Origin of the sequence: Rosistilla ulvae (assembly GCF_007741475.1) — a bacterium.
Lineage (GTDB): Bacteria > Planctomycetota > Planctomycetia > Pirellulales > Pirellulaceae > Rosistilla > Rosistilla ulvae.
The window spans coordinates 1511550-1537078 of sequence record NZ_CP036261.1 but is presented as its reverse complement, the minus strand read 5'-3'; the positions used below and the strand labels follow the sequence as shown (position 1 = coordinate 1537078).

At 59.4% G+C, this 25529-nt stretch carries 21 protein-coding genes; 18 read left to right on the top strand and 3 right to left on the bottom strand.

Annotated features, from left to right (window positions below; all coding sequences use genetic code 11):
- Positions 1–53 precede the first annotated feature (53 nt).
- Positions 54–788, top strand: a complete 735-nt coding sequence (locus tag EC9_RS05560) for a tetratricopeptide repeat protein (RefSeq protein ID WP_145343089.1) — start codon at positions 54–56, stop codon at positions 786–788.
- A 54-nt stretch (positions 789–842) separates the two neighbouring features.
- Here EC9_RS05560 and EC9_RS05555 read toward each other — a convergent pair whose 3' ends face one another.
- Positions 843–2159 carry a CCA tRNA nucleotidyltransferase gene (locus EC9_RS05555; RefSeq protein WP_218934605.1) on the bottom strand — a complete coding sequence of 439 codons (1317 nt, stop codon included), beginning with the start codon at positions 2157–2159 and terminating at the stop codon, positions 843–845.
- A 41-nt stretch (positions 2160–2200) separates the two neighbouring features.
- Between EC9_RS05555 and EC9_RS05550 the strand changes: the two genes are divergently transcribed.
- The gene (locus tag EC9_RS05550) at positions 2201–2647 is read left to right on the top strand and encodes an NUDIX domain-containing protein (RefSeq protein ID WP_145343085.1); all 447 of its coding nucleotides are present in this window, start codon (positions 2201–2203) and stop codon (positions 2645–2647) included.
- A gap of 57 nt (positions 2648–2704) precedes the next feature.
- On the opposite strand, the gene EC9_RS05545 is transcribed toward EC9_RS05550, so the two are convergent.
- Complete coding sequence (locus tag EC9_RS05545; protein WP_145117900.1) at positions 2705–3166, bottom strand: hypothetical protein; 462 nt, start codon at positions 3164–3166, stop codon at positions 2705–2707.
- Between the two features lie 199 nt (positions 3167–3365).
- Between EC9_RS05545 and EC9_RS05540 the strand changes: the two genes are divergently transcribed.
- From EC9_RS05540 to EC9_RS05485, 12 genes are all read left to right on the top strand, one after another.
- The gene (locus tag EC9_RS05540; RefSeq protein ID WP_145343084.1) at positions 3366–4010 is read left to right on the top strand and encodes a hypothetical protein; all 645 of its coding nucleotides are present in this window, start codon (positions 3366–3368) and stop codon (positions 4008–4010) included.
- A gap of 30 nt (positions 4011–4040) precedes the next feature.
- Positions 4041–5840 carry a DEAD/DEAH box helicase gene (locus EC9_RS05535; protein WP_246105971.1) on the top strand — a complete coding sequence of 600 codons (1800 nt, stop codon included), beginning with the start codon at positions 4041–4043 and terminating at the stop codon, positions 5838–5840.
- A 256-nt stretch (positions 5841–6096) separates the two neighbouring features.
- Positions 6097–7383 carry a PQQ-binding-like beta-propeller repeat protein gene (locus EC9_RS05530; protein ID WP_218934604.1) on the top strand — a complete coding sequence of 429 codons (1287 nt, stop codon included), beginning with the start codon at positions 6097–6099 and terminating at the stop codon, positions 7381–7383.
- Complete coding sequence (locus EC9_RS26395; protein ID WP_218934603.1) at positions 7380–7835, top strand: SRPBCC family protein; 456 nt, start codon at positions 7380–7382, stop codon at positions 7833–7835. The genes EC9_RS05530 and EC9_RS26395 overlap by 4 nt, the downstream gene beginning before the upstream one ends.
- Before the next feature lie 522 nt (positions 7836–8357).
- A complete protein-coding gene (locus EC9_RS05520; protein WP_145343078.1) occupies positions 8358–9236 on the top strand; it encodes an HAD-IIA family hydrolase in 879 nt (292 codons plus the stop codon).
- 180 nt (positions 9237–9416) lie between these two features.
- Entirely contained in the window at positions 9417–10565 is a 1149-nt protein-coding gene (locus EC9_RS05515; RefSeq protein ID WP_218934602.1) for an NPCBM/NEW2 domain-containing protein, read from the top strand.
- Complete coding sequence (locus tag EC9_RS05510) at positions 10562–12280, top strand: S1C family serine protease (protein ID WP_145343074.1); 1719 nt, start codon at positions 10562–10564, stop codon at positions 12278–12280. The genes EC9_RS05515 and EC9_RS05510 overlap by 4 nt, the downstream gene beginning before the upstream one ends.
- A complete protein-coding gene (locus tag EC9_RS05505; protein ID WP_145343072.1) occupies positions 12270–13280 on the top strand; it encodes a S1C family serine protease in 1011 nt (336 codons plus the stop codon). The genes EC9_RS05510 and EC9_RS05505 overlap by 11 nt, the downstream gene beginning before the upstream one ends.
- Before the next feature lie 18 nt (positions 13281–13298).
- Positions 13299–15251: a PDZ domain-containing protein gene (locus EC9_RS05500; protein ID WP_218934601.1), complete on the top strand. Its 1953-nt coding sequence runs from the start codon at positions 13299–13301 to the stop codon at positions 15249–15251.
- A 6-nt stretch (positions 15252–15257) separates the two neighbouring features.
- Positions 15258–15599: a hypothetical protein gene (locus EC9_RS05495; protein WP_145343068.1), complete on the top strand. Its 342-nt coding sequence runs from the start codon at positions 15258–15260 to the stop codon at positions 15597–15599.
- A 517-nt stretch (positions 15600–16116) separates the two neighbouring features.
- Positions 16117–17430: a BON domain-containing protein gene (locus tag EC9_RS05490; RefSeq protein WP_145343066.1), complete on the top strand. Its 1314-nt coding sequence runs from the start codon at positions 16117–16119 to the stop codon at positions 17428–17430.
- A gap of 425 nt (positions 17431–17855) precedes the next feature.
- Positions 17856–18431, top strand: a complete 576-nt coding sequence (locus EC9_RS05485; RefSeq protein WP_246105970.1) for a hypothetical protein — start codon at positions 17856–17858, stop codon at positions 18429–18431.
- Positions 18432–18531: 100 nt separating this feature from the next.
- Here EC9_RS05485 and EC9_RS05480 read toward each other — a convergent pair whose 3' ends face one another.
- A complete protein-coding gene (locus tag EC9_RS05480; RefSeq protein ID WP_145343064.1) occupies positions 18532–19836 on the bottom strand; it encodes a PQQ-binding-like beta-propeller repeat protein in 1305 nt (434 codons plus the stop codon).
- Between the two features lie 388 nt (positions 19837–20224).
- On the opposite strand from EC9_RS05480, the gene EC9_RS05475 reads away from it, so the two are divergent.
- The 4 genes from EC9_RS05475 to EC9_RS05460 are packed head-to-tail and all read left to right on the top strand — an operon-like array spanning position 20225 to position 25354.
- On the top strand, positions 20225–21220 hold the full coding sequence (locus EC9_RS05475) for an aldo/keto reductase (RefSeq protein ID WP_145343063.1): 996 nt from the start codon (positions 20225–20227) through the stop codon (positions 21218–21220).
- A gap of 16 nt (positions 21221–21236) precedes the next feature.
- The gene (gene astD, locus EC9_RS05470) at positions 21237–22736 is read left to right on the top strand and encodes a succinylglutamate-semialdehyde dehydrogenase (protein WP_246105969.1); all 1500 of its coding nucleotides are present in this window, start codon (positions 21237–21239) and stop codon (positions 22734–22736) included.
- Positions 22733–24067 carry an N-succinylarginine dihydrolase gene (locus EC9_RS05465; RefSeq protein ID WP_218934600.1) on the top strand — a complete coding sequence of 445 codons (1335 nt, stop codon included), beginning with the start codon at positions 22733–22735 and terminating at the stop codon, positions 24065–24067. The genes astD and EC9_RS05465 overlap by 4 nt, the downstream gene beginning before the upstream one ends.
- A 24-nt stretch (positions 24068–24091) precedes the next feature.
- On the top strand, positions 24092–25354 hold the full coding sequence (locus tag EC9_RS05460) for an NAD(P)/FAD-dependent oxidoreductase (RefSeq protein WP_145343057.1): 1263 nt from the start codon (positions 24092–24094) through the stop codon (positions 25352–25354).
- Positions 25355–25529 lie beyond the last annotated feature (175 nt).

The window sequence follows — 25529 nt, the reverse complement described above, 5'->3', positions numbered from 1 at the left end:
GCTGCCCTCTGGCAAGCGATTCGACGTCTCGTTGTACAATTGGGAAAGTCGCAATGCTTCAGTTTCTTCTTGCTCTAACGCTACTTCAGCCGGTCCATCCGATTGGCCAGTGGGAGGGCGAAGGCTACCGAGCCCTTCGCGCCGGAAATTTCGCTCGCGTCGCGGAAATCGCAAAAATTATCGACGATCAGCACCCCGCATCCTTCTCCGCGGCGATGGCCAGAGGCAGTCTGTTGCTTCGAGCGGGGATGGCTAAAGAGTCGCTGATCGCGTTCGATGAAGCTGCCAAGCTCCAGCCAGCCCAGATTCCTTACATGTGGCAACGTGGGATCGCTCAATATTATGCCGGCGAGTTCGCTGCCGGACGTAGACAGTTTGTCGTTCATCGCGAGGTGAATGCCCACGATGTCGAAAACGCGGTCTGGCATTACATGTGTGTCGCTCGCGTCGAAGGTGTCGACGCCGCTCGCCGCGAATATTTGCCTGCACCGGGAGATTCGCGTGTTCCACTGCAAGAGGTTTACGACCTGTTCGCCGGAACAGGGACGATCCAAACCGTGACCGACGCGATCGATGCGATTCCCGCTCAGTCTCGCGGCGCCGCGTCAGCTCAGTTCTACGGCTGGCTGTACCTGGGAATGTACGAAGATGCTCAAGGCAATCTGGCCGAGGCGCGGAAGTGGTTGGAAAAAGCTGTCGCTTTAAAGCGGACTCACTACATGGCCGACGTCGCCAACGTCCACCTGCAACAGGTTGTCGCTCGGATCGAGAAGCCGGCGGAGAAATAGAGAGCAGCCTTCACGTTAGCGATGCCCCTTCTCAAGGGCATCGCTTCTGCTTGCTCATAAATAGGTAGCGCTCACGTATTGAGCCGCCGCTTCGGCATCGTTCAACAGACCGTCCAATTGCCGAGCCCGCACGTCTTGCAGGATCTCGCGAAATCCTGGGCCCGGGGTGAGTCCCAGTTTCTGCAGCGTGTTGCCGCTGAGCAGCGCTGGGGGATCGAGCCGATTGGGTTCCCATCCGAGTCGCTGTCGCGCGACGGCAACGGCTTCGCCCGGCAGATCCAACGCGAGGGTGACGGTTTCAGCCAGCGTGACGGCATCGCCAGCGTAGCGTCCCGCGAGGACCGGTTGCACGATCGACCAAGGCTGGCGATCGGCCTGCAGCACCGTCGGCAAACTTTTTAAGGCAAACGCAGCCCGCGCCGTCTCTTCGTTCGACAATCGCCACAAGTCGGCGATTCGACGGAGCGCATCGCCCTCATCACCGCCGGTCCACTGGATCGCCAACAGGCAAACGATCAGCCCCGAGACGAAGTCACACTCGCGCCGCGCCCCCAATAGTTTCGACAGCAGCACGGCGCCGGTCGCTGCGGGGAAGGGGATCTCCGCTGGCAGATCAGTTTGAGGAATCTCCGCCTCCCAGATTTCAGCCAACTGGGGAAAGACGACGTCGCTGATCCGTGTCTCGCGGAGCGTCGCGAGTCCATCGAAAGCAGCGGCTGCGGCTAACAGTCGCCGCATCTCGGCGCCGACCCGTTCGTTGCTGACGACATCGATTTCGGCGGCATGACGATGGAGCGCGTCGCGGGTTGCCGATTCGATCTCAAATCCGAATACCGTCGCCATCCGGACGGCTCGCAGCATCCGCAACTTGTCTTCGCAGATCCGCGCGTCGGGATCGCCGATCGCCCGCAACACACCCGCCTGGAGATCGCTGCGTCCGTCGACGAAATCGATCACGCGGCCGGCGATCGGATCGTAGAACAGCCCGTTGATCGTAAAGTCGCGTCGTTGGGCATCGTGTTCGGGAGAACTGAATACCACCGAATCGGGGCGACGGCCGTCGCTGTAATCGCCATCGCTGCGGAACGTCGCGACTTCGATCGGGTCTTCCCCGGCACCTTTGCGACCCAATACACTGACCACTCCAAAGGCGGCCCCGATCGCCAGCGTTCGCCGTCGACCGAAGAGTTCGCGAATTCGATCGGGCGTGGCGTCGGTGGCGACGTCAAAATCCTTGGGCCGCAGACCGAGGATCCGGTCGCGGACACAGCCGCCGGCGAAGTAGGCGATGTGGCCGGCATCGGTTAGTTTTTGCACGACGCTGCGGGCGAAGCGTTCGCGAGGGTCGAGCGGCTGGTCGGAGTCGGTCACTACGGGTTTCCAAAATTCCACGAGAACAAGAGCAAGACGCAATGGACACAAACAAGGATCGTGCCGATCGACGCCAACGGACCGGGATGGGAGTCGTCGGTGTCATTTTACGCGAAGATCGGTTTCTGTTGATCCGTCGCAGCAAAACGGTCACCGCGCCGGGATTCGTCTGTTTCGCTGGCGGCGGCGTCGAAGCGGGAGAGTCGGAACAGGACGCCTTGGTTCGCGAGATGCAAGAAGAACTGGCGATCGACATCGTCCCCAGTCAACGGATCTGGGAGAGCGTTACGCGGTGGGGGACCGAACTGGGATGGTGGTTGATCGAAGCGGCCCACGATCTGGATCCGATTCCCAACCCAGCAGAGGTCGAAGAGATTTTCTGGCTCAAGCGAAGCGAGATCACTCCGCGGCGGGATCTGTTGGGCAGCATGCCCGATTTTTTAGGAGCCTGGCAGCAAGGGGCGTTCAAGCTGCCAATCGATTACTGATCGGTCGCCCCCGCGTGGGAACGACCTCGCGATGCGGTTACCTATTAATAGACGGGATCAGGTTTCCGATGTCGGCTGACCGGTTCCCAATTGGGCCAAGACTTGCAGCACTCCGTTGAGGTGTGCCATCCGCGGTCCAAAGCGATCGACAAATTCGTTGAGCATGAATTCGCCATCGACTAGATGCTCGGCATTGTCGAGCACTTCGACGGTCAGATTTTCCAGGAACTGGGTCTGCACGCGGCTGAGTGTTTCGGCGGCGCGGTGGCAGTGCTTTGATAGCAACGGGTTGGCATCTTTCCACTGTTGCAATTCGTTGGAGCGTTGCTTTTGCATCGCAGCGGTCTGTTGCGTCATCTGTTCGAGCAACTGATTCTGCTTCTGTTGGCCGACGACAAGTTCTCGCAGCAGCTCGATCACCTGCTCGTCGCCATCGAACTGAGGGCTTGCCGGTGTGGGGGGCTCCGCCGAGACATCGATGCTAAAAATAGGCGATACCGGTCGGTGAGGATTGGACATCGTCGAGGCTCCAATGATTGCAAAAAATGAGGACTTTTCGAGTATAACCACGGCCTGTTAAAAATGTCGAGCATCTAGAAATGTTTATCAAATTGAAAGATTTGCGTTGCATGCCGGATCGAACGATAGCGCGATATAGACCCATCCAAGTTGGGGTAGGCGAGCCGGGAAAGCGGTCACAATCGGGCCGATTGTAGGTTTGATAGCATCGGAAAATTCTCCGCTCGCATCGGTCAGCAAAGCTCAAGCGGTCGTAGGTGTCGTACCGATTGGAATGATTGCGGCGACTTTGCCGCGGCAATTGACGATGCAACATGAATGCCGCTGGAGGCACACGATCTTGGCGACCAAGAAAGACATCAACCTTGGTTTTTACCTGGTGCAAAACGACGAAACCGCAGGCTGGATGGGGGGCTATCTGGTCCTCAATTCCAGCGGCCGCCCGCTGGAGTTCCATTGTTCGTTGCCTCTGCGACCGACTCGCACCCAACAAATCCTCTACGGTCCCTCCTTGGGCGCCTATCTGGTCGGCGACCTGATCGGCAAGGCGCTGTTGGATCGTGCCAAGATGAAGACTCAGTTGGTCCTTGCCGACAACGTCGACGCGCTGCCGCTGGCTCGCCGCAGCGGGATCCCGTTCGCCTGCACCGAGGTCAGCAAGCGAGCGAACATCGACGATGTGATCGAGGTCGATGGCTGGCAAGCGATCGCGTCGCCGGGGCAACGTGGCGAGGTGATGGAGATCCTGCAGGAATTACCCGCGACGTTTGATCTGAACGAACCGTTCGATCGCATTCGCGAAGCGTTCAGTGAAGCCCGTGGCACGTCTCGCGCCGCCGCCTAAGTTCCCACCACGAACCACTGGAAGGTACGCGTGAATCTCATTGCTTTCTCCGATCGAGCACCCGACGACGAAGAACCGGCTGCCGCTGCGCGCCCCGATCTGCGGATCGTTCTCGCCGAACCGAGCTGGTATGCCGACGAGGATCCCGAATCGCCGAGCGTCGAACTGACCAGCGAACCGCTGGCCTTCGAGACGCCTAAGCTGCTGTCGGTCAAGTTGAACAACATCAAGATCAAGACGACCGGCTTCGATTTCCCCGAATCGCCGATGTGGGGAAAGAAGTCCGAAGAGAAGGTCGTCCGCAAACAGGTCCAGCCGGCCGACGAGATCGTTGTTCCGGAAGAGGATCCCGAGCCGAAAGCGAAGAAAAAGAAGTCGGCGACGCGGATCGACCCGCCGTCGGATGTGATTAAGCTGCAGGACCGGTTGTACTATTTGTTGCAGCCGCCGATGGAATCGCTTGTTGGTTCGGGTGAGTTGAACTTTCCGTTTAAGCCCTTCCCGTATCAGTTTGATGGGATCGCGTTCCTGTTCCCCCGCTATGCCGCCGTGTTGGCTGACGAGATGGGGTTGGGCAAGACGATGCAGGCGATCAGCACGATCCGGTTCCTGTTGTGCTCGGGCGAAGCGAGCAGCATTTTGCTAGTCTGCCCCAAGCCGCTGGTGACCAACTGGCAGCGCGAGTTCAAGCTCTGGGCTCCCGAAATTCCAATCGGAATCGTCGAAGGCGATTCCGAAAAGCGAGCGTGGCAGTGGCGGCAGCGAGCGACGCCGGTGAAGATCGCCAATTATGAATTGCTGATGCGCGATCGCGACGTCGTCACCGACCCCGAATTGAAATTTGATCTGGTCGCGTTGGACGAAGCTCAACGAATCAAGAACCGCAACAGCACGACCAGCAAGATCGTCCACGCGATCTCTCGCAAACGGTCGTGGGCGCTGACCGGAACGCCGATCGAAAACAGCCCCAACGATCTCGTGGGGATCTTCGAGTTTTTGTCGCCTGGGTATCTGAACAACGACATGACGCCGTTGGCGCTGGGCAAAGCGACCCGTGACTTCGTCTTGCGGCGGACCAAAGATAAAGTGCTCACCGACATGCCACCGCGATTGTATCGCGACGCCGAATTGGATCTCACTCCCGAACAATGGGCGACCTATCAACAGGCCGAAGATAGCGGCGTGATCCAGTTGGAAGAGATGGGCAAATCGCTGACCGTCCAGCACGTCTTTGAACTCGTCCTGCGACTGAAACAGATCTGCAACTTCGACCCCGCCACCGGGACCAGCACCAAGATGGAACGCTTGGTCGCCGACATGGAAGAGGTGGCGGCGAGCGGACACAAGGCGATCGTCTTCAGCCAATGGGTCAAAAGCATCGACAAGATGCGGCCGGCGCTCGAACGCTTTGGGCCGCTGGAATATCACGGCAGGATCCCGCACAAAAAACGGGACGGCGTGATCGATCAATTTAAGAACGATCCCAGCAAGCATGTGATCTTGATGAGTTACGGAGCGGGAAGCGTGGGGCTGAACCTTCAGTTCTGCCGGTACGTCTTCCTGTTCGATCGTTGGTGGAATCCGGCGATCGAGGATCAAGCGATCAACCGCGCCCACCGGATCGGAGCAGCCGGGTCGGTGACGATCACGCGGATGCTGGCGATGAACACGATCGAACAACGGATCGCCGAAGTCCTCGACCAAAAGCGAGAGCTGTTCGAATCGGTCTTCTCCGACAGCGCCAGCCCCGGCACCGTCGGGCTCAGCCGCGACGACATCTTCGGCCTCTTCAAGCTCCGCACCCCCGAAGGGATCGTCAAAACGATCTAAAACTAATTCTGCTACCTAAGCTGCAGGATGATTGCGAAGCGGCAGAATCGAGGCTTGGCAGAATGATTGCCTCAATAAAAATCATTTTGCCCCATCATTCTGCCAATCTCCATTCCCCGTTAACGCCAATCCTGCGTTCAGCTCGCACGCTCTGACTCCTCTCACGGTCTAGCGTGGGGAACGACAATAGCCATCTTCGCTGGCGGTGTTTAAACTGGTTGAGTTTCTCCCGTTCACCATGCCAGCGAGCCCCTTGATGGATACACGCGCAAATCGATTCCTGCCAATCTTCTTCCTGTTGGCAGGCTTGGGAGTTTCCACATCGTCCGCTGCCGAGCCGACTTGGACTCAGTTCCGCGGTGCCGATCGAGCGGGGATCGTCCCGGACGTAGCGCTGCCGGTGCAGTGGGATGCCAAGAAAAACATTCGCTGGCGGTCCGAACTGCCGGGCGAAGGCTGGTCGTCGCCGGTGACCGATGGAAAACGGATCTATCTGACCGCGGCGATCCCCAGCGACAAAGCCGCGGCGGGGGAAGATGCTTCCAACGGCAGCTTCGATCTGTCGCTGCTGATCATCGACGCCGAGACGGGCGAGCTGCAGACGCAACAAACGTTGATCCATCAAACGGCGGAAGAGACTCAAAAGATCCACGCCAAAAATTCGCACGCCAGCCCGACCACGATCCTCGATGGCGACCGGCTCTATTCCCATTTCGGATTCCAGGGAACCGTCTGCACCGATTTGCAAGGCAAGACACTGTGGATCAATCGCGACCTGAGCTTCAAGGCCATTCACGGTAACGGCGGATCGCCGGTGTTGGTTGACAATCGGTTGGTCTTCACTTGCGATGGTGCCAGCGAACCCTTCGTTGCAGCTTTGAAGACCGACACCAGCGAGTTGGCGTGGAAGTGCCCGCGGCCGGTCGAAGCGAAGAAGAAGTTCTCCTTTAGCACCCCCGCGGTGATCGAGGTCGACGGCAAACAACAGATCGTCGCACCGGGAAGTAATTGCGTGTTGGGAATCGAGCCGGCCGATGGATCGATCCTTTGGCAAGTCGACTACGATGGCTATTCGGTGATTCCACAACCGGTTTACGCCGGCGGCATCTTGATCGTCTGCACCAGCTACGACAAAGGAGGCCTGTTGGCGATCGATCCTCGCGGCCGCGGGAACATCACCGAAACAAACGTGTTGTGGCAGCTGGACAAAGGAGCTCCCAAGACGCCGACGCCGCTGATGCAGTCGGGGCTGCTTTATATGATCAACGACGCGGGCGTTGCCTATTGCTTGGACGCCGCCAGTGGCGACCGGATCTGGCAGAAACGGATCGGCGGACAATACTCCGCCTCGCCGTTGTTGGCCGACGGCAAGATCTACTTCACAAGCGAAGCGGGCGAGACGACGGTGATCCAGGCCAGTCGCGACTTCCAAGAGTTGGCGAGGAACGACCTCGGCGAGCGAACGTTGGCCAGTCTCGCTCCGTTGGATTCGTCGATCCTACTGCGGACCGCCAAAGCGCTCTATCGCATCGAAACGCCGTGATTTGCACCGGCGAAGATGTCGAGATCGCGGGAACACCGGCCGAGGTCTTCCTGTGGTTGGATGATCCTCAGCGGGTCCTGCAGTGGGTTCCGCAAATGATCGCCAACGCGCATCAAGAGGCGGCTGGCCAACGGATCGGGACTCGGTTCCATCAGCGGTTCCAATATAAGAACCGCGTCGTCGCAACTTCGGGCGAGATCGTCGCCTTCCGCCAGGACCAATTGCTCGGCATGCAGATCGATCAAGGAGGGATGCGTGTGCGAGTCGATTACCGCTTGGAACCGGCGGGTGACCAGACGGTCGTCAGGCAAGACGTTCAGCTGCACTTCCGGCCGCTGCTGCGCATTCCCACTCGAATGGTCGCGCCGCTGATCCGTTGGATCGCTCGCAAACGGATCCGCCACAACCTGGGGCACTTAAAACGGGCAGTCGAACAAGCCAACGCGGTTTGAGAAACCGATATCGGGCGCGGTGCGTGCGATGAACGCAGCCCGCCGATCGCAACGGAACTCCATCTGCCCCAGACCGGTAGCGAATGGAAACCCGATCTTGGCCGCAACAGAGCAACACGCCTCGATTCTCTGTCGGGTAACTGTGCAGCGACTGCGCAACGGATTGGCAAGTCGTCTTACATCTTTGGCATCTCCCCAGCGCCACGAAGTTTAATCTCTCGGTTTGCGGCAAAAAATCGGGGCACCGGAACCGCTTAATCGATCGTTTGCGGGGATCATTCAAACACAACACGTCCTCAGCAAGGTTTGCTGGCGTTCTTTTCCCCCAACCGAATCCGAACTGGCGCGGCACTTGCGTAAGCTCCCCTGCCAATGGCCATCGATGCCAGCAGTTTCAACCCTGACGATTCGCAACCCCAGCGACGTGCCAGGCGTCCGATTTCAGACGAGCCTCCCACGGGGGGCGCGTCGGGACAGACGACTTGCGATTCAGCTAACAATATTCTTTTAAAGGGCTTCAAAATGAGCAAACTTGGATTCTTAATCGACATGGACGGCGTGATCTACAAGGGCAACCAATTGATCCCGGGTGCCGATCAATTCATCGCCCGACTGCACGAGAACGATCACCCGTTTCTGTTTTTGACAAACAACAGCCAACGCACGCAACGCGATGTCGCGGTGCGGTTGCAACGGATGGGGATCGACGCCCGCGAGGACCAGATTTTCACCTGTGCGATGGCGACGGCTAGCTTCCTCTCCAAACAGAAACCCGATGGGACCGCTTATGTGATCGGCGAAGGAGGCTTGCTGCAGGCGCTCCATTTGAATGGCTATTCCATCGTCGATACCGATCCCGACTATGTCGTGGTCGGAGAGGGAAGAACCGTCACTGCCGAAGCATTGGACGCCGCCACCCGGATGATTCTGGCCGGGGCGAAACTGATTGCGACCAACCTGGATCCGAATTGCCCCACGGCCAGCGGCACCCGCCCCGGTTGCGGTGCGACCGTTGCGTTCCTGGAAATGGCGACCGGCAAAAAGGCATCCAGCATGGGGAAACCGAGCCCCGTGATGATGCGTGCGGCCCGCAAACAGCTCGGCTTGACCACGTCGGAGACCGTCATGATCGGCGACACGATGGAAACCGACATCATCGGTGGTGTTCAAATGGGCTATCACACCGCGCTGGCGTTGTCGGGCGGAACCCAGCTGACCGACCTGGACAACTATGCGTTCGGTCCCGATCTGGTGGTCGAATCGGTCGCCGAACTGGCCGATCCAAGCTGCAATCTGGAAACGCTGTTCGGATTGCCGGAAGAGGAACTTTCGCCTGCGGAAGAACCTTCGCCCGCCAGACATCGCGGTATCCGCCGTCAGGTCCAGCTCGCTCACAAGTGAGCGTCGTGCGGAGCTTTCGCCAAGTGTCAGCCGAGAGAAGCAATGCAGCTAACTGTTGCGACCGCTTAGCAACCGATCGACACGATCGATCGGTGCAAGACATGTTAATGTTTACAGCCTACAATGGAGCGTCGGGGCGATTTGCGTTCCCAGGTTTCATCTCCGCTGGCTAACCAAAACATGGCATATATTGGATTATTGCTGATCGTCGCAGGGCTCGGTCAAGTGACCGTCGACCGCGTCGATGGGCAAAAGGTCTCGGGCGAATGGGTGGCGATCGACGAAAACGCGATCTCGATCCAGACCGCCGGTAAAACCGAACAGTTCCCGCTCGAATCGGTCGTCAAACTGCAGCGCGACGCCGATTCATCGACTTCCCCCACCGCGGTCCGCGTCGGGCTGGCCGACGGCAGCCAATTGCTGACCCGCGACGTGAAGATGCAGGGCAAGTCGGTGGAGATCGATCTGCTGGGGGCCGCGGCCGACGACGCTCTGTTGAGCTTCCCCGTCTCGCAAGTCGCGTCGATCCGCTTCCGCCCTCCGGTCGCTAAAGCGATCAACGATCAATGGGAGCAGAAGCTGGGAGCCGACAAGCCGTCGGACACCTTGGTCGTGCGAGCGGGCAACGATCAATTGGACGAAGTCGCCGGGACCGTGCTGGCGATCAACCGCGATGCGGTCTCGTTCGATCTTGGGGGCCAACAGGTCGAAGCTCCGCTGGATCGTTTGGAAGGGATCGTCTTCCGCAGCAGCGACGGCGACGCGGCACGCATTCAAGCTCAGATCACCGACGCCGGCGGATCGACTTGGTCCGCTAGCAAAATCACCGGCCAGGGGAAGACGCTGCAGCTGGAGACTCCCGCCGGCATCTCTCGCTCGATCCCCTTGGATCGGATTCACCAAATCGAATTCCGCGGCAACGTGCGAATGCTGCGAGCCGCCGACGCGGCAAACGTCTCTTTCACCGCTGCGATCGGCGGGCTTTTGGATCCCGAATTTTCCAAGTCGATGTTTGGCCCGCGCGATGTCGCTGCGGGGATCGCGTTGTCGGCAGGTTCGGAACTGACGATCCGGTTGGGCGACGACGACCGCTTGTTCGAAACGATCGTCGAAACTCCCAACCGCTCCTTCGACGGCGGCGTCGTCCGGGTGGTGATCCAGTTGGATGATGACGCCGCGTTGGACAAAAAACTGACGGCGGCGGAGCTGCCCGAAGCGATTCAATTGGATGTCGCGGGGAAGCGACGGATGCAGATCCGCATCGAATCGGGGCAGGACAGTTCGACCGGAGATGCTCTTCTGCTCAGGAAACCGAGGTTGCGAAAATGATCGACCGGAAGTCGTTTTTAGCCGCGTGTCTGCTGGTCGCCTTGCCGGCAACCGGCCGCAGTGCGGATGTCGATGCTAGCGTTTTGAAAGCCGAAGCGGATCGGATTGCGGCGATCGCCCAGGCGACCAAGTCGGCCGTCAGCGTGTTTGTCCCCAGCGGAGCCGGTGGCGGCAGCGGAGTGGTGATCGATCCGGAAGGTTTCGCGCTGACCAATTTTCACGTCAGCAGCCCCGCCGGCGCGTACATGGTCTGTGGGATGGCCGACGGGAATCTTTACGACACAGTCATCGTGGGAATCGATCCGGTCGGCGATCTGGCGCTCGTCAAGCTGCTGGGACGCAGCGACTTCTCCGCCGCAGAGCTGGGGAACAGCGACCGCGTCCAACAGGGCGATTGGTGCATGGTGATCGGCAACCCGTTCCTGCTGGCCAACGACCTGCAACCGACCGTCACCTGGGGATTGATCAGCGGCGTTCATCGCTATCAATATCCCTCGGGAACGCTTTTGGAATACGCCGATTGCTTGCAAACCGACGCGTCGATCAATCCAGGGAATTCGGGCGGTCCGCTGTACGCTGCCGATTCGAAACTGATCGGTATCGTCGGCCGCGCCTCCTTCGAAAAGCGAGGCCGCGTGAACGTTGGCGTCGGCTACGCGATTTCAATCAACCAAGCCAAGAACTTCCTCGGCTATCTGCACAGCGGCCGGATCGTCGATCACGCCACGCTAGGTGCGACCGTTGCCACCGACGAAGGGAAGGTGATCGTCAGCAATATCCTAGAGAACTCCGACGCCTACCGCCGCGGGCTGCGTTACGGTGCCGAAATCCTGGCGGTCAACGGCCGCGACGTCGCGTCGGCCAACGACTTGCAAAACGTGCTCGGTACGCTTCCCAAAGGCTGGCGAGTGCCGATCAGCTTCCGCCACGAAGGTCGCAACGTCGACACGATCGTCCGCTTGGCGGGCGTCCACGGACGCGATGAACTGCTAGAGAAGATGGCCGCGTCGATGCCGCCACCTCCTCCTCGCCCGCAGGAAAAAGAAGGGGATTCCGAAAAGGATCAGATCGCTGCCGCAAACGCTCATGACGCCGAACTGCCGGCGTCGGTCGAAGCGGTTTACGAAGCCAAACACGGATACGCCAATTACTACTTCAATCGACTGCATCAGCAGCGGTTGTGGGAGTCCTTGAAAAAGCACAGCCCCAACGCGTCGGGAGCTTGGACGATCGAGGGACCGACCGATAACGATGGCCCCGTGCTGGATCTGACTCTGGGCAAGCAGGTCTCGATCGCAACCGATGGGGGCCAGCCGACCCTGTTGGACCCGACAGCTTTATACGACGGGATCGATAGCCAGCAATTGCCCGCCTTCGCCGCTTGTCTGGACGCGTGGCATCGGATGGTTGAATTGGGGCCCGATCGATTCGGTGAGGTCTATTATCTGGGGACGATGCCGCTGCGTGGCGAATATCCACTCCGCGACGTCTTGGTCGGCACCTCCGGAGAACTCGAATCATGGTTCTACTTCGATCCGGAATCGGGGCGGCTGGAAGCTGTCGAATGCTGGGCCGATCGCTTCCGCGACCCGGCGGAACTGTTGATCGAAGCGGGAGACAAAAATCAACCCGTTGGACTGTCGCTCTATTTTGGCGAGCGGCGGGCTTGGCGGATGCAGGTCGAACAATGGAAGGCGTCGGCAAATGAACAATAGAATTCGATGCGTGACGGTGGCGTTGCTGGCGACGCTGGTCCTCAACACCGCTCTGCTACAGGCTCAGTATCCCGTCAAAAAGACGATCCAAGACGCGCGGCGTAAAGTCGTGAAGGTCTACGGTGCCGGTGGATTGGGAGGTCTGGAAGCCTATCAAAGCGGTTTCCTCGTCTCTCCGGAGGGGCACATCGCGACGGCCTGGAGCTATGTCCTGGACGTTGATCCCGTGGTGATCCTCGACGACGGGCGACGCTTCGAAGCCGAAGTTGTCGGATTTGAACCCCAGTTAGAACTGGCGGTCTTGAAAATTGAAGCAGGCGATTTGCCCTACTTCGCGATTCGGGAGGTGCCACCGACGCAAGCCGGCCAGCCGGTGTTGGCGATCAGCAATCTGTTTAACATCGCCACCGGCCGGGAACCAGCGAGCGTGATGCAGGGCTACGTCGCTGGCGTTGCCGAACTGGACGCCCGCAGCGGCGTCTTCAAATCGGCTTATCAAGGCGAGGTCCTGATCTTGGACTTGGTTGCGAACAACCCCGGCGCGGCCGGTGGGGCTTTGGTCACTCGAGGCGGCGAACTTGTCGGCATGCTCGGCAAGGAACTCCGCGACGCGCGCAGCGGTGCCTGGCTGAACTACGCCCTGCCCGCAACGACGTTGCGGCCGCGGTTGCTAGCGATCGTCTCGGGCGAAGCGATCGTCGAGCCACCCAAAACGGAGCTGTTGGCTCGCGACAAATCGCACAACTTTGAAACTCTGGGAATGTTGATGGTCCCCAACGTCTTGGATCAGACGCCCGCCTACGTCGACGCCGTCGTGCCCAGATCGCCCGCCGCCGCGGCGGGGCTGAGGCCCGACGATTTGATTCTGTTGGTTGGGAAGGTCCGGATTGAAAACCAGGACCGTCTGTTGGAGCAGCTGCGCAGCATCGATCGCCGCGATCCGGTTTCGATCGTCCTGCAGCGGGGCTCGGAAATCTTGTCGCTGAGACTGGTTCGATAGTCAGTTAGGATGAAACACATGAGACAAAATCACCAGTCGTCGCGGCGAGGCCGCCGGGGCATCGCTCCGTTCATTGCGAGTCTTTCGCTAGCCGTCGTGTTTGCCGCGTCGCAGCCGCCTGGCGTCGCGATCGCTCAAGACGCCGAATACGCAGCGATCCAACAAGCGATCCAAAAAACGGCAGGTGCCGTGGTGCAGATCGAAACGATTGGAGCTTCGGCATCGCAGGGCGAACTGACCCTGGGGGCGCCGATTTCGGGAACGCGGATCGATGACCAAGGGCATATTCTGACCAGCCTGTGGGGCTTGGAAGAGACGCCGGCGAGCATCTTGATCGTCCAGGCGGATGGTTCGCGGCAGCCAGCGGAACTTGTCGCGCGGGACTTCAGCCGCGAGCTGGTGCTGCTGAAAACAAAACCCAGCGGTTCGGGGAACCATGTCGCGTTGCAGCGCAAGGAGAAGGTGCGTGTTGGCCAGTGGGCGATCGCCGTCGGCCGCGGGATCTCGCCCGAAACCCCTTCGGTTTCGATCGGCATCGTCAGTGCCACCGAGCGAATGTTCGGCCGCGCAGTGCAAATCGACGCTCGTATTTCACCGTCGTTTTATGGCGGTCCGGTCGTCGATATCAACGGCGAAATGATCGGCATCTCGGTCCCGATGAAACCCGAAGCGGGGTCGGCGGGTGAAAAGTCGGACTGGTACGATTCGGGGATCGCCTTTGTTGTCTCGGCCGAAGCAATCGCCAGCCGGGTCGAAACGATGAAGGCGGGAAAAGACATTCGGGCTGGCAAGCTGGGGATTGTGCCGGCCAGCAAGATGCCCTTTTCCGATGACACGACGCTGTCGGCTGTCCTGGCTCTTTCGCCAGCGAAGCGAGCCGGCATTCAAGCCGCAGATAAATTGATCGCGATCGACGGACAAGCTGTTCGCTGGAACGCCGACATCAAACAATTACTGGGGCCACGCGACGCGGGAGAGGTCTTGAAAATCAAGGTTCTCCGCGACGAGAAGGAGCTGGAGTTCGAGGTCGAATTGGCCGCCGATATCCCCGCCTTCCGGCCGCGGGTGCTGGGCGTGCTGGCCGATTCGCAGGACAAATCGCTGCAAATCGCTCACATTTTTGACGACTCGGCCGCCGCCAGTGCGAAGCTGCAGATCGGCGACACGATTCAAGCGATCGATGGCAACAAGATCGACGACGTCGATCGGGCCCGGTTGTTGGTGATGACCCATCCTCCCGGCGAGGACTTGGATTTGACAGTCCTTCGCGACGGCAAACCGTTGGACGTTCGCTGCGACCTGCAATCGACTCCCGAAACCGTTGTTGCTGAGCTGCCGGAACTGAAGGATCCGATCGCCGAAGAGGCTTGGGAAATCGTCCCCCGTTCGCTGCCGGACGTCTCCAACAAAAGCTGTCTGCTGAAACCGAAGGGAGACAAAGGACCTAGCCTTGGCCTGCTTGTCTTGTTGGCTCGCCCGGGTACCGAGAAATTGGAACCGTTGGTCGAAGCATGGAAAAGTGTCGCGGCGAAGCATCAGTTGGCGATCCTGGCGATCGGGGCAGCCGAAAGCGATCGCTGGAAGCCCGCCGAATCGGACGTGATCGTGCGGTTGATTCAACAGACGCAACAGGCGATCAACGTCGCGCCGCAACAGATCGTCGTCGGCGGATTTGGAGCGGGAGCGGAGATGAGCATGCTTGTCGCGCTGCGTGATCGCGAACTGGTCCGAGGTGGCATTGCCGCTTCGGGCAGTCGACCGGGCGGGTTTGCGTTGAGCGAAAACGATCCCGCCTCGCCGGTCCAATTTCTGGTCGTCGGCGGAACCGAGATGCCTGTTTGGGGACGTGTGATCGCCAACGTCGGTTTCCCCGTTCTCCAGCAGCCATCGACGGAGAAAGAACCGTTGGCGGATGATCCCAAAGTTCGCGATGCGGTCGGACGTTGGATCCGATCGTTGGAACGGATCTGATCGCCGATGAGCAGTGAAACCAAAATCGACATCCAACGCGTGCTGATCTTGATCGTTGCGGTCGTTCTGCTGGCGTGGGGTGGGATCGGCGAATTGACAAGCGATCGACTGGGCCAATCGGTCTCCAACGCCGCTCTTCTGCGGGTTGGATTTGTGCTGTTTGCCTGTTGGGTCGCCTACCCCGTGGTCCGTCGCCCCGCGGCCTGGCTGCCTCCTGGGGCGACAGCTATCGGCGTGATCTTGATTGGTGCAACGTTCTTCAACCCCAAATTGCTGATCGTCTTGATCCCGCTGTTTGGTTCGTTGCTGGCGTTTGGAGCGTTCATTCGCTTCTTCCGGTCCTCTTAGCTGGCATTTGCGCCGCCAGCTGCCGCGATGCCGATGCCATCGCCAAGCGTTTCCCCGCTTCTTCCGGTCCTCTTAGCTGGCATTTGCGCCGTCAGCCGCCGCGATGCCGATGCCACTAGGGACCGGTTTTCGCTTCCCTGGGTCCTCTCAACGCGTGCCCGCGCCGACGTTTTTGCCCTATCGAATCGTTCGATGGAGTGCTCGTTCGACTTCTTCACGCTCTACGCATCGCGCCACCGTAAGCTACGCAGAATCGTGAAGACCAACAAAATCGGAAAAAACCGTATCGGCTGCATATTCGTTTGGCCGAAAACTAGACAGGAAACAGGTTTGCGCTAGGCTTCGATGCACGGTTCAAAGCTGTTTACCGGAAACACGCATTTGCCGACCAGGCAGATCGATCCAGAAGGTTTTTGTTAGGTGGCAGCGACGCTGTTCTCAGACCGCTATCACCGCTAAAGAATCGCAGCAAGAGATCCGGTGGGATCTACAAATTGAACTTAGGGAGGGGGTTACCATGCGACGACTATTTGTCGGTATGGCGATGATGGCAACGATGTCGATGCCGTTGAGTGCGTGGTCGGGAGATCGCGAGATCGCCGAACAGATTATTGCAAAGCTAAAGACTCATCGCGACTCGGGCGCGTTGAAAGACTTCAAGGTCGACCTGAAGGTCAACGACGGTGTGGTTGCCTTTGATGGCAGCGTCGCATCGTTGACCCAACGGGATTTGGTCCTCGACGCGACCAAGAGCATTGAAGGCATTAAAGACATTGTCGACGGCATGAAATTGCCAGCGACCACGGCACCAACTTTGGTCATGGCCAAACCAGCCGTCAAGTCGGTTCCAGAAGCAACCGCGGTCTCATCGATCAAGAAGCCAGAACCGGTATTGATCGTCGATGCGACCCCAGCGGGCGTCGTAAAGCCTGCGGGCAAAGTTGTCGTTCCCGAAGCGATCACCCGTCCGACCAAGGGTCCTGTGACTCAACTGGCAACGACGATTGCACCCGTTCAAATTGCTCCTGTCAGCAACAATGAACCTATCGTCTCGGTTCCTCAACCGACCGCCGGGGATCTCGATCGCGAACTCAACGCCCGGATCACCAAAGCTTTGACGCAAGCAAAGCAAGATGGTCGGTTGCGTGGATTCGCCATGGACATCACCACCAACGGTGGCGAGGTCTGGTTGCAAGGTCGCACCGTGACCAGCGAACAACGCGAAACGATGCTGGAAATCGTCCGCAACGTTCCTGGCGTGACCAATGTATTGAATGACATCAACGTCATGATGAAAGACGATTCGGGGCGTGTTCGCCAAGCTTCCGACGCGGTCCCCGTCTTCTCGGCAGCACCGGTTCCGATGCCATCGCCAGGACTTGCTCCTACTTCGGTTCATCCGGTTCCACGGCCTGCGGTTGCCCAAGCGGCACCCCATGCTGGCATGACGCGTTCGCCAGCACGAATGATGCCTGTTCCTTATCGTCCTAGCACCATGCCGCAACCGTATGCCAACGCATCGAACGGAATGGCTGTCAACCGAGCGACGATGATGGGTGGCCAACCGATGCCGATGCAACCTGCATCCGCTGGAATGGCTTACGGTTCGCCACGAACCGATCAACCCAACCTGCCTAACTACGCATGGCCTGGCTACTCGGCTTACCCAAACTACGCCGCGTTGTCGTACCCCAAGCAGTACAGCCCATCGGCTTGGCCTTACATCGGCCCGTTCTATCCTTATCCCCAAGTGCCATTGAACTGGCGCAAGGTGACCCTGGAATGGGACGACGGATGGTGGCAGCTCGACTACTCGTCGAAGTCTCGCTAGTCGTCAGCTAGCGTCCCCTTCTTAAATGCTTGCGATGAAAGGCCCTCGACATTATGTCGAGGGCTTTTTTCGTTTGCACTCCCGCGAGCAGCTGGCCTGTCTGCGCAACGGGCCAATAGAACGCCGCCGATCGGCTACGCTGTCGCCCCCATCTGCAAGGATTCACCCTGCAGAACGGAGCTGCAACGGCCCCCACGCGTCGCTTGTCCGATGCTGCCGGGCAGCCGATTTGTCGCCGAACGACGGCAGACAATTGCTAGCGACAAGGAATTTGGCGGTTTACCTGAAAAACCCGCAAGATCGTTACAAATTTACACGATAGATAATATTGGAAACAGGATTTCCATGGGCAGCGTGCGGGCATCAGGAAGAGCACGCAACCGCTGCTGGCGACGATGGATAGTCAACCGCGAAGGACTGATTGGATGAATCGCAAAGGATCACAGACCCTCCTCACCCTGCTTGCTGCGTTGGCGGCTATCAGTTCAGCGGGTTGCTTTGGTGTAGACTCGGGGGCAACGTTGGGAATTTTTGGATTCCCAATTCCCGTTAGCCCTTATTACCAACACCGGCAAGAAGAAAAGTTCTGGGAGCACGAACGGTACGCTCGCGTGCCAATTCTGGGACCGATCACCTCGGGTGGTCCCCCCATCGCGTTGGATCCTCCCAGCGACGACGAAGTCATGATGGCCCTGGAGAAAGCGCGGCCGATCCAAGGTGGCATTCCGTTGCTGTTTGAGCGTCAACGCAACAACGTGCGGATCATCAAAGAGAAGATCGCCGATTACGTCGATCCGCCTCGCGTGATGCCTTTGGTTGGCCCGGTTCAACTGCACCACGCTCACTACAAGTGCACCGTCTACTTCTCCGAGCGAACGATCGTCGGCTATCCTGTGCCGCACACGCTCGAAGATCAAGACTCGGTCGAAATCATCTATGTCGATCACAACCACCTTCACATGGTGGGCGATGTCGACCCGGCAACCGTCCCCGAACTGTAAGCCGCTGCGACATCCAACGCAACAAAACGAAAAGCCTGGCCGCGAGCGATCGCAGCCAGGCTTTTTTCGTTTCCATCGACGGTTCAATAAACCGGATCGTCTAACGTTTCAGATCAAAAGCGAAGACCAGATCTTGGTCGCGCAGAAACAATGTATTGCCAGCAATCACCGGGTGAGCCCAGATCGCTCCCTTGCCGCGGTCGATGTCCGTTTGTTCGGGCAGCACAAGCTTACCTTTCACGACAAGACCATTGCGACTTGGTTCAGCCAACACGACCGAGCCATCTTGGTCGCCGTAGCAATACAGCCGGCCATCGGCATACGCGATCGAACCGCTGCGCGTCTTGCCGACCGATTCCATCCACAGCGTGTCGCCGGTTTGGAAGTCTTGAGCCATCCAGTTGCCACGATTTGTCTTGGTGAATCCATAGATCACGCCATCGACCAACACGACGCCGCCGTGATGGTTCTCCATGCTTTTGGATTCCTTCGAAAGCGAATAGACAGGTTCAACAGCCAGGGTTCCCGAATCCCCCTTGGCCAATTTGACCAACGTGTTGCCGGCATCGTAGGCCGACGTGTGGTAAACGAAGTCGCCCGTTGCGATCGGCGTTGGGATCACCGCGACGCCGTTGGCAGTGCCCGTGTCGGCAAACACCTGCTTGCCGCTGGTTGCATCGACGGCGATCAGTCCCGGGTTGCTGGCGGTGACGTAAAACGTGATCCCATCGACGGTGTGTTTGATTACCGACGCATACTGCGCCTTCGCTTCGATCCCTTCGCTGCCCCAAATCTGTTTTCCGGTTTGTTTATCCAAACCGATCATAAAGTTCTTACCGCCGGGCGTGACGATCACGCGGTCGCCGTCGATCAACGCCGATTCGCTGTAACCCCATTTGGGAATCGAGCCGCCGAAGTCGTCGACCAGGCTGACTTTCCAAACCAATTCACCGTCGGCGGTTTTCAAGCAGGCCAACACGCCGGTATCGCTGAGCGCATATAAATGATCGCCATCGACGGTGGGGGTGCTACGCGGCCCGCCTCCCCAGCCCATTAGATAAGCGTCCTCTTTTGCAGCCGGTCCGATCGGCGTGCGCCAGAGTTCGCTGCCGTCGCTCGGCTTCACAGCGATCACATAACACTGGCCCTCTTCCAGCCCCATCGTGAATAATTGGTCACCCACGATCGAGAACCCCGAATATCCGACGCCGCAATCGCGGAAGGTCCACTTCAGCTTGGGGCCACCCTCGGGCCACTGCTGCAACAACGCCTGTTCGGCTGCTTTGCCGTCGCGATGCGGACCGCGCCACTGCGGCCAATCGGTCGACTGTCCGAAGAGCGCCGTGGCGGGGAGGAATAAACACAAAATCTTAACCATCATCGGCAATCGATCGTTGGTCTTCATTGCAAAGAATCCTTGGAAGGCGGGAGAGCAAATGGCGAGTCCAATGCTGCGTTGCGATCCGGGGAACCCCCGGTTGTCGGATAGGGAACGACTGAGGAAACCGCGTTCAGCAGCCTGCGACGCTCCTTGGCAATCGGTATGAAACTGTCTGCGGAACGCTGCGTCAACCGGCGGCTCGGCAGCGGATGCAGCCAAATCGGTGGGAGCGCCAGCATTGCAAGGATGTTGCGGCGTCGCGATTGAAGTATAACATCAGGCCTTCGGTGAGACGTTCACTTGATAACCCACCGCGTGCGGCAGCACCCTGCGCCAGCGGCAACCCTCGATAACGAAGGTCGATCGGTCGTCCCTTCCACGTGGACCAGAACAGGCAACATTTGGCAACGCGATGAAACAATCCACCCTTCCCGGATCCGACGTCACCGTTTCGCAACTGGCTTTGGGCTGCTGGGGTTTGACCAGCGATTTCCATTGGGGCCAACGCGATTCCGCAGCGGCACAAGCGACAGTCGCTGCCGCGTTGGATGCCGGGATCACGCTGTTCGACACCGCCACAATGTATGCCGATGGCGCCAACGAAACGCTGTTGGGCGAATTGCTGGCTGGGAAACGCAACGAAGTCCAAATCGCCACAAAGTGCACGCCGGCGCAAACCACTGCCGACGAGGTCGCCGCGGGGCTCGATGCATCGCTGACTCGACTGAAAACCGACTACGTCGACCTCTATCAAATTCACTGGGCCGGCACCGATGAGGAGCTAGCCGAAGTCTGGGGCGCGTTGATCCAACTGAAGCAGCTTGGCAAAGCTCGCGCTGTCGGCGTCTGCAACCTCGGCCCAAAACAACTCGACGTGGTCTCTTCGTTGGAGAAACCGTCGACCAATCAATTGCCCTACAACCTGTTGTTCCGCGCGATCGAAAACGAGATCCTGCCCCGCTGCAAAACGCAGAAGATGGGTGTTCTCGCCTACAGCCCGCTGATGCACGGGATGTTGCGAGGCGAATGGAAAACGGCCGACGAGGTGCCAGCGACGCGCGCCCGCAGCCGACACTTCTCGTCGCAGCGCGAACACGTCCGTCACGACGAAGACGGACACGAGACGCTGACGTTTGATACCATCGAGTGCTTGCAGCAGTTCGCCGACGTCTCGCACAATACAATGGTCGAACTGGCGCTGCGTTGGTTGGCGTCGAATCCGCAGATCACGTCGATCTTGGTTGGTGCCAGTTCGCCAGAACAAATCGCAGCCAACGCCGAAGCGATCGCGCGACCGTTGGACAAAGAATTGCTGAAACAAGTCAACCAAGTGACCGATCCGCTGAAACAGGCGATGGGAACGAATGCCGACCTTTGGCAATCGGCCGCCGGATCGCGGATTCACTAAACCGAAGGCCAGACCGTTGCCAGACTCCACCCGCCGCGAAGAACCGCTGTCCGATCTGTTCATCGAGAGAAACTGGATCGCTGGCGAGGGGCCGCCGCTGAATCGAACCAGCCCAGCCGACGAATCGACCGTATGGTCGGGACGCCAAGCGAGCGGCGACCAAGCTCGGGTTGCCGTTCAATCGGCCGCCGGCGCCGCGGCCGATTGGGCCGCTTGCTCTCTGGCGGATCGGATCGCCGTCGTCCGCAGCTTTGGCGAACAACTTGCCAGTCGCCGCGACGAATTTGCCCGCTGCATTTCACAACAAGTAGGTAAACCGGTCTGGGAGGCAGCGACCGAAGTCGCGACATCGATCGCAAAAGTCGAAGTTTCGATCGCCGCAATCGACGACCGCACCCCTGTGACTCAGCAAGACCTCGATGGTTTCCGTGCCGTCGGTCGCTATCGTCCGATCGGTGTGATGTTAGTTCTCGGGCCGTTCAACTTCCCGCTGCATCTTCCTGGCGGCCAGATCATCCCCGCCCTGTTGGCTGGCAATACGGTCGTCTTCAAACCGAGCGAACTAGCGCCGGCGGTTGGTCAGATGTTGGTGCAGGCTTGGCAAGCGGCGGGGCTGCCAGCGGGAGTGATCAACCTTTTGCAGGGAGACGCCAAGGTCGCCGCCGCGGCTATCGATCATCCGAAAACCGGCGGCGTCCTGTTCACGGGCAGCCGAACCGCGGGGGCGGCGATCCATCGCCAATTGGCGGGGCGTCCCGAAGTCCAATTGGCTCTGGAAATGGGAGGCAACAATCCGTTGGTCGTCGCCGACGCGCAACCGATGGCTGCGGCGATCGATCTGGTGATCCAGTCGGCTTTCCTTTCCGCCGGCCAACGCTGCACCTGCGCCCGCCGATTGATCGTTGTCGAATCTCCGGAGAACCGCGAGTTTGTAAAGCGTTTGGTGGCGGCGATCCCTCGCATCCGCTGCGGTCTGCCCGACGCCGATCTGCCCCCGTTCTGCGGTCCGTTGATTTCTCCCGCCGCCGCCGAGAAGGTGTTGGCGATTCAAGCGGCCTTGTGTCAGCAGGGAGGTCTGTCGCTGGTGGCTGCGTCGCGCGATTCGGTCTGCCGTTCGTTGGTGTCGCCTGGACTGATCGATGTGACGGCAGCGGACGTCGACGACGAGGAGTGTTTTGGCCCGCTGTTGCAGTTGCAATGGGTCGACGATTTCGACGCAGCGATCGCGGCGGCTAACGCGACTCGGTTCGGACTGGCGGCTGGATTGGTCGGCGGATCGGCCGACGACTTCGCTCGTTTTCGCCACGAGGTTCGCGCCGGAGTGATCAATTGGAATCGGCAGACGACCGGCGCCAGCGGCCGCTTGGCCTTTGGCGGTATCCGCGAGAGTGGCAATCATCGCCCGGCCGGTTATTTTGCCGCTGATTTCTGCAGCGATCCGGTCGCTTCGCTGGAGAGCGATCGGCTGGCATCCCCCGCTTCGCTTCTACCTGGATTAGAAGATACCCAACCGTGACAATTTCCGAGATCAATTTCGATGGTATCGTAGGCCCCACGCATCACTTTGGCGGATTGGGGATCGGCAACTTGGCATCGCATCGGCACGCCGGGGAGGTTGCCAATCCGCGAGCTGCCGCGCTGCAGGGGCTCGACAAAATGGCGACTCTCGCACGACTCGGCTGCCGACAAGCCGTGCTGCCGCCGCAACCGCGCCCCGACATGGGACTGCTGCGAGCGTGTGGGTTCGCGGGGACGCCGGCGGAGATCATCGGCCAGGCGAGCCAGGCGGCGCCGAGCCTGTTGTCGGCGGCTTATAGCGCGTCGAGCATGTGGGCGGCCAACGCCGCGACGGTCACGCGCAGCAACCGCGGCGGCGATCGGCGGACTCATTTTTCGCCCGCCAACCTGGTCAGCAGCTTGCACCGCTCGATCGAACCGCAATGGACGACGGCTGTGTTGCGCGAGATCTTTGCCGACGCCAGCTTTTGCGTCCACGATCCGCTTCCGCCAGCGACGCCGCTGCGCGATGAAGGGGCTGCGAACCACATGCGGTTGAGCGATCCGAGCGGCGACGATTCCTGGGATCTCTTTGTCTATGGTGAAGCTCAAGGGACGCGGTTTCCGCCACGCCAAGCGGAAGCCGCTTGCCAAGCGATCGCCCGGCGGCATCAGCTGCTGCCGCAGCGGACTCTGTTTCTGCAGCAGCATCCCGCAGCGATCGAGGCTGGCGCGTTTCACAACGACGTCGTCGCCACCAGCTGCGAAAACGTTCTGCTGTATCACCAACTGGCGTTCGAAGATGCGGAGTCGGCGTTGGACCAACTGGCAGCTGACTTTCAAAAATCGACTGGCGGGCCGCTGTACCGGATCGAAATCGCTGCAAACGATTTTTCGCTTGCCGACGCGATCGATACCTATCTGTTCAACAGCCAGATCGTTCGCGCTGGCGACGACCGCGACGGATCGCTGCGATTGATCTCCCCTCTGGCCTGCCAGCAGCATCCACGGGCTCGGGCCGCGATCGACAAAATCCTTGCCGATCCCAATCCGATCACCGCCGTCGAATTCGTCGATCTGCGGGAGAGTATGAACAACGGCGGCGGGCCAGCATGTTTGCGGTTGCGCGTGCCGATCGACGACGATCAATTGGAAAAGATCCCCGCGAGTCTGATCTGGTCGCCGCAGTTGGACGATCGGCTGCGGGCCTGGGTGATCTCGCACTATCCGACTAAGCTAACGCTGGACGATCTGGGAGATTTCGATCGGATCGAACAGACGCAACAAGCGATGCGGGAACTGAGTTCGATCTTAAACCTGCAATCGATCCGACCCGACGTTTCCTTTTAATGCCAGCCAACCGAGTGCTTCCGCGTGCGTGACAACAGAAAAAAAGAGGTCATCATTATCGGAGGCGGTCTGGCCGGCTTGGCCTGCGGCGTTCAATTGGCCAAGCGCGGCGTCGACTTTGAAATTCTGGAAGCGACCGACCGCGTTGGCGGACGCGTTCGCACCGACATCGTCGACGGTTACCGGCTGGATCATGGCTTTCAAGTTTTCCTGACAGCCTACCCGGCGGCCCAGCAGTTGCTGGATTACGACCGGTTGCAGTTACGGCCGTTAGAACCGGGAGCTTTGGTTCGCTGCGGCGATCAATTTTCATCGCTGTTGGATCCCCGCCGCCGCCCCGCGTCGATCCTCGCCAGCGCGCTGAGCCCCGTCGGATCGCTAGCCGATAAGCTTCGCATGGCTCGCCTGAGTCGAGACGTCTGCCGCGGCGAGCTCGATGAGATTTGGGAGCACGTCGCCCAGCCGACTCGCTACCGCTTGCCAGGGCTGAACTTCAGCGATCGCTTTATCGAGCAATTCCTGCAGCCGCTGTTGGGAGGCATCTTTCTCGATCCCGAGCTGCAGACGAGCAGCCGGATGATGGAGTTTGTGCTTCGAATGTTCGCTCAAGGAGATGCCGCAGTCCCAGCTCAGGGAATGCAAGCGATCCCGCAACAGCTGGCCGAACGGATCCCGGCCGACAGGCTTCAGCTGGAATCGACGGTCTCGGAAATCGAAGGGACGACGGTTCGGATGACCGATGGTTCGCAGCGATCGGCAGATCAGATCGTGATCGCGACCGAAGGCCCCGCCGCCGCCCGGTTGTTGAAGATCGACGAAAACATCCCCTGGCAACAGGTCAGCTGCCTCTATTTCACCGCCGACGAAGCTCCGCTGCAGACGAAGCAAATGATTCTGTCGGGGGAGACGTCGGGGCCGATCAACAACCTTTGCGAACTCAGCACGGTCGCTCCCGAATATGCTCCGGCCGGCAAAACGCTGATCAGCGTCAGCGTTTTGAAATCTGACGTGCCGGCGATGGAGCTGCACGAACCGGTGGTAAAACAACTCCGCAGTTGGTTTGGCGAACAGGTCGACACGTGGTCGTTGCTGCGGACGTTTCACATCCCCTTTGCCTTGCCCGAACAATCGATCGATCGCATGCAAACCGTGATCAAACCGGTCCAACGGGCGGGAATGCCGATTGTCTGTGGCGACCACCGCGAGACGGCGTCGATACAGGGGGCACTCAGTAGCGGGATCCGCGCCGCCGAAGCGGCGTTGGGCGGACTCGGGGATGTTGGCTAGCTCCGTCGCCTGCCGCGCCAAGCGATCTGTCGCTGGCACGCCCGACGATGGGCACAATCGGATGAATCGTTTCAACTAATTGGCGGCGAGCATTCAAAAGTGTTGTCGCCTGGTGGGATTCAGACTAATCTGAGGATGTTCGTGACCGTTCGTTTACTCTTCTCTACGCTTTCAC

Excerpts from the sequence above, each read along its gene's own strand:
- EC9_RS05560 (WP_145343089.1), top strand. The coding sequence starts at position 54 with ATGCTTCAGTTTCTTCTTGCTCTAACGCTACTTCAGCCGGTCCATCCG.
- EC9_RS05550 (WP_145343085.1), top strand. The coding sequence starts at position 2,201 with ATGGACACAAACAAGGATCGTGCCGATCGACGCCAACGGACCGGGATG.
- EC9_RS05545 (WP_145117900.1), bottom strand. The coding sequence starts at position 3,166 with ATGTCCAATCCTCACCGACCGGTATCGCCTATTTTTAGCATCGATGTC.
- EC9_RS05530 (WP_218934604.1), top strand. The coding sequence starts at position 6,097 with ATGGATACACGCGCAAATCGATTCCTGCCAATCTTCTTCCTGTTGGCA.
- EC9_RS05520 (WP_145343078.1), top strand. The coding sequence starts at position 8,358 with ATGAGCAAACTTGGATTCTTAATCGACATGGACGGCGTGATCTACAAG.
- EC9_RS05515 (WP_218934602.1), top strand. The coding sequence starts at position 9,417 with ATGGCATATATTGGATTATTGCTGATCGTCGCAGGGCTCGGTCAAGTG.
- EC9_RS05510 (WP_145343074.1), top strand. The coding sequence starts at position 10,562 with ATGATCGACCGGAAGTCGTTTTTAGCCGCGTGTCTGCTGGTCGCCTTG.
- EC9_RS05505 (WP_145343072.1), top strand. The coding sequence starts at position 12,270 with ATGAACAATAGAATTCGATGCGTGACGGTGGCGTTGCTGGCGACGCTG.
- EC9_RS05500 (WP_218934601.1), top strand. The coding sequence starts at position 13,299 with ATGAGACAAAATCACCAGTCGTCGCGGCGAGGCCGCCGGGGCATCGCT.
- EC9_RS05495 (WP_145343068.1), top strand. The coding sequence starts at position 15,258 with ATGAGCAGTGAAACCAAAATCGACATCCAACGCGTGCTGATCTTGATC.
- EC9_RS05490 (WP_145343066.1), top strand. The coding sequence starts at position 16,117 with ATGCGACGACTATTTGTCGGTATGGCGATGATGGCAACGATGTCGATG.
- EC9_RS05485 (WP_246105970.1), top strand. The coding sequence starts at position 17,856 with ATGAATCGCAAAGGATCACAGACCCTCCTCACCCTGCTTGCTGCGTTG.
- EC9_RS05480 (WP_145343064.1), bottom strand. The coding sequence starts at position 19,836 with ATGAAGACCAACGATCGATTGCCGATGATGGTTAAGATTTTGTGTTTA.
- EC9_RS05475 (WP_145343063.1), top strand. The coding sequence starts at position 20,225 with ATGAAACAATCCACCCTTCCCGGATCCGACGTCACCGTTTCGCAACTG.